The following is a 13031-nucleotide window of genomic DNA, read 5'->3' as shown; positions in this document are numbered from 1 at the left end:
ACGACACTCCGGAGGACCGAAAGGAGCACGTCGATGCGCACCGTGGGCCAACTGCTCGACCGCAAGGGTTCAAACGTCATCACGACCTCGCCGGATGCGACGGTCAAGGACGCAGCAAGGCTGATGAGCGACCACCACATCGGCGCGGTCATGATCGTGAAGGCGGATGGGCAGGTGGCCGGGATCTTCACCGAGCGCGATGTGATGAGCCGCGTCGTGGCCGAGTGCCGCAACCCCGCCGAGACTCATGTGCGCGAAGTCATGACGACTTCGGTCGCCGTGTGCTCGCGCGAGACGACGCTCGACGAGGTGCGGACGATGATGCGCTCGCGGCGCATCCGCCACATGCCGGTGGTCGAAGACGGCCGGCTGGCCGGGATGATCTCGATCGGCGATCTGAACATCGTGCAGGACGAGATTCACATCCAGACCATTCAGTACCTCGAGCAGTACATGTACAAGCCGTGAGGGCTCACTTGATCGCGCCGTACGCCCGGCGGGATCCTGGTGCGCCGGCGCGAAGGAGCGAACCGTGACTGTGCACATCGCCACGATGGCGCTGGCGCTTGTTCAGCCGCCGGCCGCGCCGCCGGTCGGGGCCGGCCTCATTCAGCGCGTCGATCCCATCGAATACAAAGTGCAGATGGACATTTCGGTCCCTCACCTGGGCCGCAAGACGCTCTGGATGCCGCTGTTCAAGGAAGGCCAGTATCACCACATCGACATGCAGCGTTTCGACGAGTTCGTCGCCGGCGCGCCCTTCGATCGCCACAAGCCCGACTGGAGCGCCCGGCCGATCGACCTCCCGTCGATGGGCAGTTACGCCACGATCGAGCGCGGCTCGCGCGGGTCATACCCGAACGAGATGCGCATAACGGAGTACGTCACGGCGTACTCGGCGCAGGCCGACGAAGCCGCGCTCGCCGCGATTGACTGGCCCAACGCCTGGCCGATCGAAGTGGACTGGGCGCTGCGGCCGCAGATGTATATCGAGTCATTCAACCAGCGCGTGGTGGACCTGATGAACGCGTGGACGGGGGGCGAGCCCCGATCGGTCACGCCGTTTCATCTCGGCAAGGAACTCGCCCGCCGGTCCGTCGGGTTCGTTCGCGTCGACGGCGAGCCAGTCGAAGTGTCGCTCGAGCCGGGCTCGCGCCGGCAGCGGGTCATCACGGCCATCCGCGTGCAGGGCGCGCTGGCGGCGATCGAGAACCAGCGCGGCTCGGTGAACGATCTCGTGTGCCTCTACGTCGCGGTGTGCCGGGCCGCGGGCCTTCCCGCGCGGCCGATCATCGGCATCGACTCCGGCGAGCAGGAGGAGTCGCTCGTTTCGTGGGCCGAATTCTACGTGCCCGACGCCGGCTGGGTGACCGTCGACTTCGAGCGCCTCGTTGGCAGCCCCGGCTCGATGGTGGACATCCACCGCCCCTGGCCCGGCCTGGCCAACGATGATGACCTCAACGAGCGCATTGCGCTGTCGTGCTACTTTTACGCGCCGCCGATTCACAAGTCGCCGGAACCGGCGCCTGATCCGCTGCTCTGGGCGTGGGAAGTGATCCCGGAGGACCGCCGGAACGGCGCCGCGAGAGGGACGCTGAAAATCGAAGTCGATCGCGCGCCTCGCCGCGCACCGCAAAAGTGAGAGGTAACTGCCCGGTATCATTGATTGAATGGACCTCGACCGCGCGGCGTTCGCGCATAACCACAAACCCTGACCGGCGGATCGCCGCAGCGCTCGTTCGCGCCGCCTCCGCCGCAAGTGAGATTCACCATGAAAGCCACTGCACTCTTTGCTGCCGCGTCGCTCGCCGCCGCCGCCACCACTCTGGCCTCGCCGCCGCTCAGCGACGCCATCAAGCGTTACGAGCCGGTCGAGTATCAGTTGACGATCACCGGCTACGTGACCGCGTTCCAGAGCCGCTTCAACGCCGACGATCAGTACGAACTCAACCTGGAGAACGCGCCGCTCGTGTTCCCCATCATCCCCAATGGGGCGTATCACACCATTGACATGGAGCGCCTCAAGACCGTCCTCGAACTCGACGACCGGCCCGCGGAATCCAAGTTCGAGATCCTGCCCACGGCGCAGGCCGACGGGCGGCTGGCTCGCTTCAACGTGCCCAAGTTCAAGGGCAAGCAGATAGAGTACTCGCTCGAAGAGTTCGTCACCTGCTACAACGCGAAAGTGGATGAAGCCCGGCTGCGCGCCATCGGCTGGCCGGAGAAGTGGCCTGCCGAAGTGTCGAGCGAACTGCAGCCGCAGCGCTATGTCGAATCGACCAGCGAGCAGATCGTGCAACTGCTCGAAAAGTGGACCAACGGCAAGGCGAAATCCGCCCCGCCGTTTGTGCTGGGCAAGGAACTGACGCGCCTGACGGTGCAGAACTTTCAGATCAGCGGCAAGAACTGGTTCAATGATGAACTCAACAAGTTCGCCGGCCTCGAAGTACAGGGCGCGCTCAAGTCGGTGGAAAACATGCGCGGTACGTCGCACGATTGCGTGTGCCTCTTCGTGGCCGTCTGCCGCGCTGCCGGCCTGCCCGCGCGCCCGGTCATCGGCATCCAGATGCTCGACGACGACCGCGGCCGCGACTTCAAGGACGACGACAAGCGCATCATCTCATGGGCCGAGTTTTACGTGCCGACTGCCGGCTGGATCGCCGTCGATTTCCGCCCGCTGTTCAAAGCGCCCGGCCGCATGCACGACCTCAACCGCGAGTGGCCCGGCGTGGGAACCAACGATGAACTGAACCTGATGGTGCCGATTTCCTATCACTTCCATCCACCGGCCAGCGTGCGCGCCGAAGGGCGCGACGGCAAGCCGATGCTCTGGGGCTGGCAGCCCGTGCCCGTGTCGGTGCCCAGCGACCAGATGCTCGAGTGGAAGATCATCAAGGCGCCCAAGCGCGGCGGCAGATGAGAGGCGCCGGCTGGGCGGGGATTGAAATCCCCATGCATGCTTGCCGCGGGCTGATTCAGTGCCTCTGATAGGCCATGAAAGGCAACACCACAGCGACGGCGTATGCACGCGATCCTGGCGCGACTCGTTTCGGTCGAGTGAAGAAGCGATACATAGTTCTGCTCGTCATGCTGATGCTGCTCGGCTGGGCGGGGTGGACCGTCGTGCGACTGCTGTTCGCCAAGCCGGGGCCATATGTCGATTATGAAGCGCAGGTCATCGACCTGCTGGAGACGCGGCACGCCGACGATGAGAACGGCTGGACGGCTTACGTGAAGACGCTTGCCGCATTCGATGCGGTGCCGGCGCCTGAAGCGCCTGATGCGCTGGGGCGGCCGAGCCCGACCGACCTGGACTCGGTCGTGAGAGGCGACTTTGAAGCGGGACGGCTTGAGGCGGAACTCGCCTACCTTGCCGACCTTCGTGAGGCCGGCGTGTTCAAGGCGCTCGGCGACCTGTCGCGCTATCAGCGGTTCACTCGCCCTGAACTGGACGTCGAGGGCGATCGATCACTGATCGGATCGCTCGCGCCCGATGAGCTGGCGCAGGCGCGTCGCCTTGGCAAGGTGCGCCGCGCCTCGATGCGCGTTGCCGCAGTGTCCGGCGATTGGGCGGAGTTCGCGCTTGCATTCAACGATCTCCTGACTCTCGCGCGCGCTGCAAGCCAGGAGCCGAGCATCCTTGGATATCTGCTTGCGAGTTCATTCGTCACAAACGCCTGCAATGAACTCGCGCTCACTCTGGGTGAGCGTCAAGTGCCTGAATCCGTGTGCGGCACGCTCCTGACTCTCTTGGATGAGCGAGTCCGCCTGGCGCCGGTCTCCCAGGTCTTCGAGTGCGAGCGGCTGATGGTCTACGACCTCATCCAGCGCACGCACACCGCCGGCGGCCAGGTGATCATGTCGCGCCTGGGCAACGTGGATGCCCCGCCCGGCCCGTCGCCGGCGAGCATCGAGAACCTCAAGGGAATCATCCAGGCGAACCGTGAAGAGACGAAGCAACTGGCAGACGAGTACTTTGATGCACTCATCGAACAGGCCGCCATGTCGCGCGTCGAGCGCGCGAATCACCCGTTCGATTTCGACAGGTTTATGAACTTCACCCTTGTCCCCCACAAGTATGACTTCCTCAGCCGTTCGTTGCCCATCGGCGAGCGCGCCATCACGGCCGCCGATGCGCACGGCAGCGTCGTGAATGCCACGCGGCTGCTGCTGGCCATCGAGGTGTACCAGGGCCGCCACGGCCGCGCGCCCGAATCGCTCGCGGAGGCGATCGACGAGTGGCGCGTAGGCCAGCGATCCGATCCGGTCGGGTGTGGCCCGTTCGGGTACGTCGTGCGCGAACCCAACGCCGACGATTCGCGCACGTTCCTTCTCTATTCCGTGGGAGCGGATGGCGAAGACAACGGCGGAGTCGAGCCGCCGCTGAACGACTACGGCAGGCGCCCAAACGCGCTCACGGACCAAAGAGGCTCCGCCGGTTACGACTACGTCTTCAACCGCCTGCGCGAGCCGGCGGAGGAGCGTTGAGGCGTCGGCGCCGGGCGTCGCAAATCCGCGTCCGCGAGACTTGCCAGATCGCCGTGCGGCTGCTCTCATCTCATATGAGATTTCCCGCCGCCTCTGATGCAGCATCACGCGCGCATTTCGCCCCGCCGCGCCGCGGCCGGGTGCGCAAGCGCTACGTCATCCTCATCATCGCGCTGCTGCTCACTGCCTGGGCTGGATGGAAGCTCTTCCGCATCGTGTCGGCGAAGGCGAATCCGCTGGTGGACTATACCGTGCAGTTCCGAGCCTTGTCTGAGTCGGCACAGCCGGAGGGTGAGAATGGATGGCCAGCACTTTCGGCTGCGCTGGCGCGCTTTGACGCGTTGGACGACCCGGCGATCGACGGCTGGCCGACGGATCCTGATCAATCGAGCGAAGTGAAGGACCTCAAGGCTCTGGTGAAGGGCCCATTTGAACCGACACGCGTCGAACTTGAAATCGCCTACGTCGAATTCGTGGAGGGCTCCGATGCGCTTCGCGAAGTCCAGGCGGCGCTGGAGGCGCCTCGCTTCGTGCGAACGGTCTTCGACATGGACGACTACGGAATGATTGGCATTGCGCTGCCCGAGGTCCGGCCAGCGCGTGCGGTTGCGAAAGTACGTCGCGGCTCGATGCGCCTTGCCGCCGAGCGCGGCGACACCGGCGAACTGCTCTCTGCGTTCCACGATCTGAACCGGCTTGCAGCGGCGACCACCGGCGATCCATGCGTCCTGTCTCACATGGTGGCCAAGAGCATTGTCCAGATTGCCTGCGAGGAAATGAACTGCCTGCTGATTGAACACGAATTTGATGCGGCGACCTGCCGCGCACTGCTGAAGATACTTCCAAGCGAAGAGATTGGGTTGCCGCTTTCAGTTGCCTTGGAAGGGGATCGCCTGATGATGCGCGATCTGATTCAGCGCACACACACCGATGATGGCAACGGCGATGGCCTGCTCATTCCCAGCTGGATCGAGCGGTTGTCGGGCCAGAACCCGTGGTCCGCTCGATTCGGTTCGGTTGATCACCCGATCGCAAACGTCATCGGCATCGCCTATCCGAGTCGTGCGGAGACGCGGCAGTTGGTTGATGCTTACATGGATGCCGCCATTCAGCAGGCCCGTTACTCGCGGGCCGAGCGGCACGCCGATCCGTTCGATGGGGAGCAGTTGCGCGATCAATTGCCCGAGCGGCAGGTGTTTGGACGGTTCTTTCTGCCGTTCCTCGACCGGGTGCTGAGTTCACAGCCCGCCTGGCAGTCTCGCCTTGCCGCAATGCGCATCGCCATTGCCATCGAGATGTACGAAGCGATTCACGGCCGCCTTCCTGAAACTCTCGATGCACTCGCGCCCGAGTGCATCGAGGCGCTGCCGATCGACGCTGTCAGCGGTTTGCCGTTCGGCTATGTTCAGCGCGAGCCGACCGTCGAAGACCCGCGCACGTATCTGCTTTACTCAGTGGGCGTCGATCTGCAGGACCACGGAGCGGTAGAGTTCGAAGACGACCCAACCGCCGCGCTGATCGATGAGGTCGATGGGGCAGGTTACGACTACATCTTCAACCGCCTGCGCGAGCCGGTGGAGGATCGTTGAGGCGTCGGCGCCGGGCGTCGCAAATCCGCGTCCGCGAGACTTGCCAGATCGCCGCGCTGCTCCTCTCATCTTACATGAGACTCCCCGCCGCCTCTGATGCAGCATCACGCGCGCATTTCGCTCCACCGCGCCGCGGCCGGGTGCGCAAGCGCTACATCATCCTCATCATCGCGCTGCTGCTGCTGGGCTGGCTCGGCTGGACCATCTACCGGGCCGTGACGGCGCGACCCGGCCCGCTGGTCGATTACGCCGGGCAGATGCTTGACATGAGCGCCAGCCTCCAGCCGCCCGGCGACAACGGGTGGACCATCATGACCGAGGCGCTGGACCAGCTCCAGGCGATCGGCCTGCCCGAGCGCGAGGACTGGCCCGACGATCGGCAGGTCGCCGAAGATGCCCGCTCGCTGCATCGCGTGCTCGAAGGTCCGTTCGATCCCGAGCGGCTCAAGTTTGAACTTGCGTATCTCGAACACATCCGCGCCTCGGGCGTGCTCGAGCGTCTCGATGAGTTCGCCGCCTGCCCGCGGGCGGTGCGCACGGCTTTCGAAGGCGACGATGATGCCGGGCTCCTGGCTGTGCTGCTACCGGAGTTGAGCCTGGCGCGAAGCGCCGCGCGGGCCCGCGTGGCCGCCATGCGCGTGGCCGCCGAGCGCGGCGACATGGATGAACTCGTCCGCGCGTGGTCGCACACCCTCGCCCTCACGCGCGCCATGTCTTATGACCCCACGATCATCAGCGATCTCGTCGGCGTCGCCATTTTGGCACTGGGCACGCAGGAACTCAACCGCATCCTTACGGAGCATGAAATCGATGAAGCCACGTGCCAGCGTCTGCTGGCGGTCATCGACGAGCGGCCCGTGCTCGCGCCGGTCAGCGCGGTGCTCGAGCGCGAGCGCCTCGCGCAGTACGACATCATACAACACACCTTCTCCGACGACGGGCGCGGCGACGGCATCCTGCTCATGAGCAAGCTGCAGGAGTTGGCCAACTACACGGGCGGCGGAAGCGGCGGCGGACTGCGGCATCCCATCGTCAACGTCGCCGGCATTGTCCTGCCGCGCCGGGCCGAGACGAAGCGCACGCTCGATGAGTTCTTCGATCTCGCCGTCGAGCAGGCGAAGAAGACGCGGCCGCAGCGCGAGGCCGACGGCGTTGACCTCGATGAGTACGTCGCGCAATTGCCGCGGTTTCAGATCTTCCTTCGCCTCATGCTGCCGGCCATCGGCAGGCTGGTTTCCTCGCACGAATCCGGCGTGGTCAACGTCGAGGCAACGCGGGTCATGCTGGCTCTTGAAATGTGGCACGCGCGGCACGGCGACTGGCCCGAATCGCTCGACCAACTCGCTCCCGATTTCCTCGACTCGATCCCGCCAGACGTCATCAGCGGCCAGCCGCTGGGCTACATGCGGCGCGAGCCGGCGGCGGAGGACCCGCGGCCGTATCTGCTGTACTCGTTCGGAGCCGACGGCGTGGACAACGGCGGGGTGGAGCACGTGAGCGATCGATCGAGGGCGGTGTACGATGCCACGCTGCAGGCGGACTACGTCTTCAACCGCCTGCGCGATCCCGTGAGCGACGAGCGGTAGATGTCGCGTTGATGGCCGATCAGGACTTGCCGGCCGGTCCCGGCGGTCCTCTGATGCAACATGAGAATCTCCCAGCAGACCGACGCCTCCGTTACGCATCGCCCCGTCTTGCATCGCACCGGCCGCGTTCGAAAGCGCTATGTCATTCTCATCGTTGCACTGCTGCTGTGCGGCTGGGTGGTGTGGATCATCATCGGGGCGGTCACCGCGCGGCCCGGACCGCTCGTCGACTATCCGCAGAAGCTTGCCGAACTGAGCGCCAGCCTGCAGCCCGAAGGTGAAAACGGCTGGGCCGCTTTCGTTGACGCCACCGAGCGCTTCCGCGGCATGGGCCACCCCGATCGCCCCGACTGGCCGACGGACAAGAATGTGCAGTACGACATCGAAGGCTACACGCGGATCCTCCAGGGCGAATTCGATCCGCATCGCGTGAGGTTTGAACTGGCGTTGATCGAGCACGCCGAGCAGGCGGGTGTGCTCGATGCTCTCGACGCCGCCGCCCGCGCACCGCGCGCTGTGCGGGAGAGCTTTGAAGGCACGGGCTCTGGCATGCTCTTTGTGCTGCTTCCCGAACTTGGACAGGCGCGCGGCCTGGCGAAGATGTCAACATCGCGCATGCGGGCCTCGCTCGAGGCGGGTGACACCGAGCAGTTCCTCCGCTCGACCGAGCACAGCCTGGCGATAGCGCGGATCACATCGCACGATCCCTTCCTCATAAGCCATCTCGTCGGGATAGCCGTCTCCAGTCTTGTCAACGCCGAAATCGCTTGCGCGGTCGTGGACAAACAACTCGACGAGGCGACGTGCAGGCGGCTGCTGGAGATGCTGGAACGGCACCGCGTTGCGCCGCAGTTGCTTGCGCTCGAAGCGGAGCGCCTGTCGCAACTGGACACGATTCAGCGCGTCTTTTCGGATGACGGCCGCGGAGACGGCATCCTGCTCAGGTCCGAACTGGCCAGGATTTCCGATGGCATGAGTGGCGCCCCACCGACTCTGGAGTCGCATCCGATCTTCAACGTCACTGGCCTCCTCGAGCCTGGCCGGGCGGAGACGACGCGACTCGTCAATGACTACTTCGACGCTGCGATCGCACAGTGCACGATGACAGCCGCCGAGCAGGCCGCAGCACCAGTGGATCTCGATGTCTTCGCCGAGGAGGTGGCCGATCGCAATGAACTCCTCGGCCTGCTTTTGCCCGCGATTTCGCGAGCCATGCATGCCGCCCGAGGCGGGAGGGCCCTGCACGAGGCTACGCGCGTTCTGGTCGCCATTGAGGGGTTCGAAGCGAAGTACGGCCGAATCCCCGACGGGCTCGACGCGCTCGCCCCGGAGTTTCTGTCGGAAGTTCCGGGCGATCCGATTTCCGGTCAACGCTTCGTCTTCACTGCGCGCCAGCCGACCGCTGACGACCCTCGGTCCTGGTGGCTTTATAGCGTCGGCCTCGACGGGACCGACAACGGCGGTAAACAGGTGCCCGGCGGGCGCGAGTGGATGGCCATGAGCGATGCGACGGAGGGGCACGGCTACGACTACATCTTCAATACGTTTCGCGATCCCTGGTCCGACCTCGAAGAGGCGGGGCAGTCTGAGGACTTGCCCGCTGACGACAATCAGGCGGCGGAGGAAGCCGGCAATTGAAATCGCCCCGCGACCGGTGTGGTCGCGGGACGACTTTGAAGAACCAGTCACCAGCCACCCGGGGGCTGTTGGATTCGACTGATGACTGTGAACTTTGACGCGTGGCGTGTCCCGCCGCGCAATCCTGGCGCGGCAGCGGAAGATGTCGCCCGCCGCGAGGCCGATTGCACGAACCCGAGAAAAATCTCCGGCTCAGCGCTGCGGCGGCTCGGGCTGCGGCTGGACGGGTTCGGGCAGCCGATCGGGCACGGTGAGATGCTCGACCAGCGCGGGCGCATCGAGCGGTGTGACCTCGAATAAGACCAGCGAACCGAGTTCGCGCCGGAACACGCGCAGCCCCGAGTCAGATTGAGGCGGCGGTTCACGATCCTCGTTCTCAAGACGATCGATGAACACCATCACCGGCTGATCCTCGACCACCGCCAGCACGCCGATGGTCTTGTTGCTGAAGATGTTGAAGAAGTTCAGCCCCTTGGCATCCACGCCCGGCGGCAGCGGCAGGTTCATCGACAGCATCTGGCCGAACGCATCCTGGAATACCATGGCAAAGACGGCGTCGTCGCTGCAGACCCACTCCTCCTTGAAGCCCGAATCGACCGTGTGGTGGTAGGCCTGCATGACGCTGCGATGCGGCCCGGAGTCGTAGTCGCCTTCCGGCGCGCCGGTCATGACCGAGACGATCTGCCAGATGCCCACGATGCCCAGCAGCAGCGCGGCCGCGACGGCAAAGCGGCGCCACGTAGCGGGCAGACGCAGTTTCATCTGCGGCGGACGCTGCTCCGCGCGTGCCTCGTCGTAGCCAGCCGTTTCGATGTGCGCGCGGATGGCGGCAAGCACGCGATCGGCTGCGGGCGGCTGGGCATAGCGGTTCAGGCCGTCGTCGATGCGCCGCTGACGTTGAATCTCGCCGGCGAGCACCGCGTCTTCAGCCAGGCGGGCCTCGAACGCGCTGCGCTCTTCGGCTGACATCAGGCCATCGAGGTAGCGATCGAGGGCGCTGCCGGAATCGTGCTGTTGGGAGGGGGTCGTGCTCATGAGCCCTCCCTCCCGCCGGGGCGGCTGGTAGCCCCGGCCGAATCCGCGAGCCGGTCGCGCAGTGCGGTGCGCGCCCGGTGGACGTGGCTCATGGCGGTGCCTTCGGCGATGTCGAGCGTGCGGGCGATCTCGCGATACTCCATGCCTTCGATCGTGCGGAGCAGCAGGCAGGCCCGGGCGGTGTCGCTGATGCCGTCGAGGGCTCGGAGCAGGCGGTCGTCAAAGGCGTCCTGGCCGCCGGGCAGGGAGAAGTCGGCGGCGAGGCGGAGCGGGTCGGCCTTGCCGCGCTCGCCGCGCGGCGGCTGGCTGGGGTCGGCGTCGATGAGCGCGGGGTCTGTGGAGGCGCTGGTGTGGCGTCGATTGCGTCGGGCGAGGTTGAGAGCGGCGTAGCGCACCGTTTGGCCCATCCAGGCGACAAAGTTCGTGCCCCGCTGGAAATGATCCAGCTTGCCAAGGGCGATGATCGCGGCTTCCTGCACCACGTCTTCGGCGAGGTTGCGATCGTGAATCAGGCCGAGGGCAATGTACCACAGGACCCGAAAGGACTGTTCGAACAGCGCCGCAAACTCGCCGGGCGAGATCTGTCCGGAGCGGGATCGAGACGCACCCCCGGCCGACGTGTCCGCGCGCGCCATGTCGCGTTGGGTTTCAGTGCCGGCCATGCGTTTTTCCACAGCACGAATGTAGGACCGCCGCGGCGTTCATTGCATCTTTCCCGCCGCAAGGGCAAACACAACGCAAACGACCCGGCCAAGAGGGCCGGGTCGTTGATCGTACTAGGATGGAATGGGCGAAGCGTCTCAGGCCGTGCGGCGGCGACGTCCGATACCGAGGAACCCTGCCGCGGGCAGGAGGCAAAGGACCGAGGCCGGAGCCGGGATGATGGTGAATCCCACGCCGTCAACGTAGTGGCCGGCGAATTCCTGGCCCGCCACGTCGTTGTAGACGTCTTCGGAAACGGCGATGCGGATGGCGATGAAGTCGGTCTCTTCGGGAAGGATGAAGCTCAGGCGAGCCTCTTCCCAAGTGCCGACGTTACCGTCGCTATGGATGCTCGACTGGGTGGCGCCGAGTTCGTTGTGGCCCCACTGCGCGGGGAACGTGCTCGCGTCGCCCGAGTAGGCATACAGGCCGACGGAGAACATCGTGTCCACGTCGATCGAGTAGTTGTCCGCGACGCGGTTGAAGAACGCGCTGCCGTCGATTCGACCGTTCCCTGAGTTGATCATCGACCGGTAGTCAGACAGGTCGACAAGTTGCCAGAGTTCGGAGCCCATCGACGGGGCGGCCCCGTTGACGGTGGTGGCATTGAAGCGGAGCATGTTCACGCCCTCGAATGGGCGAATGTCATTCTCCTGCTCCACGATGGACGACAGGTCGCCACGCCAGTAGCCGTAGCCAGTCGGCAGGGCGCCGGTCGTCTCGGTCATGGTCTCGAACCCCCCGTTGGCGACCAGCACATCCGCCTCCGCAACGCCGGCCGTGCCAATGGCTGCGGCCGCACCGATGAGAAGCACTGTGTACTTCGATGGTTTCATCTCTCTCTTCTCCCTATGAGGTGAGCAATCAGTTTCATGAACCACGCACGAGCCGTGATCCATCGATCATCCACACGATAGGTTAATCGCTCCGGTCCAGCCGGCTACCGATTTGGCGCGATTTCGCCGAAAAACGCTCCGACTGAATTTCTCAAAATCCGCGTTTTTGACGCGATATCAATGCCTATAAGCAAATACCTTGCAAAACGAGCCTCGGACGCGCGCCTCGCACGCGAGACACCGCCGTTTCGAAATCCAACGATGCTCATGCTTGCGGCCAGTGACGCCGCAACGTCTCCCGATCCGGTCCGGCACTGCCGCCGGCATCCAAAAACGAACGACCCGGCCGCTTGGGCCGGGTCGCGTGCAACGTTTAGCTGGAGTGCAGACTCATGCGCGGCGGCGACGGCGGCCGAGGGCGACCAGGCCGGCGGGTGCCAGGCACAGCAGCGAAGCCGGCGTCGGGATGATCGTGAAGCCCACGCCATCCACGTAGTGACCGGCAAACTCGGCGCCGGTGATGTCATTGAAGATGTTTTCGGTCGCGCTGAGGCGCAGGACCACGAAATCGGTCGCCTGCGGGAGGAGGAAGGACAGCGACGCCTGCTGCCAGGACTGAAGATCGCCATCGCTGAGGAAGGTGGACTGGCTCGAGCCGAGCTCGTTGCGAGTCCACTGGCTCGGGAACGTGTCCGCCGAACCGGCGTAGGCATACACGCCGATGGAGAACATGCTGTCCACGGCTGAGCCGAGCGACTGGTTGATGCGGTTGAAGTACGCGCCGGCGTCGATCTGACCGTTGCCTGAGCGGATCATCGATTCGTACGAGGAAACGTCGATGATCTGCCAGATCTCCGCGCCGACCGAGCCCGAGGCGCCGTTCCGCGTCGTGTTGTCGAAGCGAAGCATGCAAACACCTTCGAACGGCAGGATGTCGTTCTCGATGCCGACGATCGTGCTCATGTCGCCGCGCCAGTACCCGTAGCCGTTGGGCAGGGTGCCGGTGGTCGAGACCATCGTCTCAAAGCCTGCGTTGGAAATCATGTCAGCCTGGACCGCGCCAGCGGCGCCAAAGACGGCCGCGGCTGCACCGAAGGACGCGACGCTGCGAATAGCAGATTTCATCTCACTCTCCCCGTAAAACAGGTCCCACCGAA

The 13031-nt window shown here is 64.9% G+C and carries 11 protein-coding genes; 7 read left to right on the top strand and 4 right to left on the bottom strand.

The features are described 5' to 3' along the window. Positions 1–33: 33 nt before the first annotated feature. The 7 genes from IT430_10985 to IT430_10955 all read left to right on the top strand — a co-directional run bounded on the left by IT430_10985 (position 34) and on the right by IT430_10955 (position 9301). The gene (locus tag IT430_10985) at positions 34–468 is read left to right on the top strand and encodes a CBS domain-containing protein (GenBank protein MCC6908457.1); all 435 of its coding nucleotides are present in this window, start codon (positions 34–36) and stop codon (positions 466–468) included. Between the two features lie 64 nt (positions 469–532). After that, positions 533–1642 (top strand): transglutaminase domain-containing protein, encoded by a 1110-nt coding sequence (locus IT430_10980; protein MCC6908456.1) that lies wholly within the window; start codon positions 533–535, stop codon positions 1640–1642. Between the two features lie 129 nt (positions 1643–1771). Beyond that, positions 1772–2920 (top strand): transglutaminase domain-containing protein, encoded by a 1149-nt coding sequence (locus tag IT430_10975; GenBank protein MCC6908455.1) that lies wholly within the window; start codon positions 1772–1774, stop codon positions 2918–2920. A gap of 74 nt (positions 2921–2994) precedes the next feature. Then, positions 2995–4488 carry a hypothetical protein gene (locus tag IT430_10970; GenBank protein ID MCC6908454.1) on the top strand — a complete coding sequence of 498 codons (1494 nt, stop codon included), beginning with the start codon at positions 2995–2997 and terminating at the stop codon, positions 4486–4488. A gap of 74 nt (positions 4489–4562) precedes the next feature. Beyond that, positions 4563–6077, top strand: coding sequence for a hypothetical protein (locus tag IT430_10965; GenBank protein ID MCC6908453.1), 1515 nt, complete (start codon positions 4563–4565; stop codon positions 6075–6077). Positions 6078–6151: 74 nt separating this feature from the next. After that, the gene (locus IT430_10960) at positions 6152–7663 is read left to right on the top strand and encodes a hypothetical protein (protein MCC6908452.1); all 1512 of its coding nucleotides are present in this window, start codon (positions 6152–6154) and stop codon (positions 7661–7663) included. A 60-nt stretch (positions 7664–7723) separates the two neighbouring features. Next, positions 7724–9301: a hypothetical protein gene (locus tag IT430_10955; GenBank protein MCC6908451.1), complete on the top strand. Its 1578-nt coding sequence runs from the start codon at positions 7724–7726 to the stop codon at positions 9299–9301. Positions 9302–9493: 192 nt separating this feature from the next. Here IT430_10955 and IT430_10950 read toward each other — a convergent pair whose 3' ends face one another. The 4 genes from IT430_10950 to IT430_10935 form a co-directional block, all read right to left on the bottom strand. Next, complete coding sequence (locus IT430_10950; protein ID MCC6908450.1) at positions 9494–10336, bottom strand: hypothetical protein; 843 nt, start codon at positions 10334–10336, stop codon at positions 9494–9496. After that, complete coding sequence (locus tag IT430_10945; GenBank protein MCC6908449.1) at positions 10333–10998, bottom strand: RNA polymerase sigma factor; 666 nt, start codon at positions 10996–10998, stop codon at positions 10333–10335. Before IT430_10945 ends, IT430_10950 begins: the two co-directional genes overlap by 4 nt. Positions 10999–11136: 138 nt before the next feature. After that, on the bottom strand, positions 11137–11874 hold the full coding sequence (locus tag IT430_10940) for a hypothetical protein (GenBank protein ID MCC6908448.1): 738 nt from the start codon (positions 11872–11874) through the stop codon (positions 11137–11139). A 390-nt stretch (positions 11875–12264) separates the two neighbouring features. Further along, the gene (locus tag IT430_10935; GenBank protein ID MCC6908447.1) at positions 12265–12999 is read right to left on the bottom strand and encodes a hypothetical protein; all 735 of its coding nucleotides are present in this window, start codon (positions 12997–12999) and stop codon (positions 12265–12267) included. Positions 13000–13031: the final 32 nt, after the last annotated feature.

Source organism: Phycisphaerales bacterium (assembly GCA_020852515.1).
In the GTDB taxonomy this organism is placed as follows: Bacteria; Planctomycetota; Phycisphaerae; order Phycisphaerales; family UBA5793; genus UBA5793.
The sequence above is the reverse complement of the archived record's forward strand: the minus strand, read 5'-3'. Positions and strand labels throughout refer to the sequence as shown.

What these genes read in the sequence shown, in the direction of transcription:
- IT430_10985 (MCC6908457.1), top strand. Translation starts at nt 34, where the DNA reads ATGCGCACCGTGGGCCAACTGCTCGACCGCAAGGGTTCAAACGTCATC.
- IT430_10975 (MCC6908455.1), top strand. Translation starts at nt 1,772, where the DNA reads ATGAAAGCCACTGCACTCTTTGCTGCCGCGTCGCTCGCCGCCGCCGCC.
- IT430_10945 (MCC6908449.1), bottom strand. Translation starts at nt 10,998, where the DNA reads ATGGCCGGCACTGAAACCCAACGCGACATGGCGCGCGCGGACACGTCG.
- IT430_10950 (MCC6908450.1), bottom strand. Translation starts at nt 10,336, where the DNA reads ATGAGCACGACCCCCTCCCAACAGCACGATTCCGGCAGCGCCCTCGAT.
- IT430_10965 (MCC6908453.1), top strand. Translation starts at nt 4,563, where the DNA reads ATGAGATTTCCCGCCGCCTCTGATGCAGCATCACGCGCGCATTTCGCC.
- IT430_10960 (MCC6908452.1), top strand. Translation starts at nt 6,152, where the DNA reads ATGAGACTCCCCGCCGCCTCTGATGCAGCATCACGCGCGCATTTCGCT.
- IT430_10940 (MCC6908448.1), bottom strand. Translation starts at nt 11,874, where the DNA reads ATGAAACCATCGAAGTACACAGTGCTTCTCATCGGTGCGGCCGCAGCC.
- IT430_10935 (MCC6908447.1), bottom strand. Translation starts at nt 12,999, where the DNA reads ATGAAATCTGCTATTCGCAGCGTCGCGTCCTTCGGTGCAGCCGCGGCC.
- IT430_10955 (MCC6908451.1), top strand. Translation starts at nt 7,724, where the DNA reads ATGAGAATCTCCCAGCAGACCGACGCCTCCGTTACGCATCGCCCCGTC.
- IT430_10970 (MCC6908454.1), top strand. Translation starts at nt 2,995, where the DNA reads ATGAAAGGCAACACCACAGCGACGGCGTATGCACGCGATCCTGGCGCG.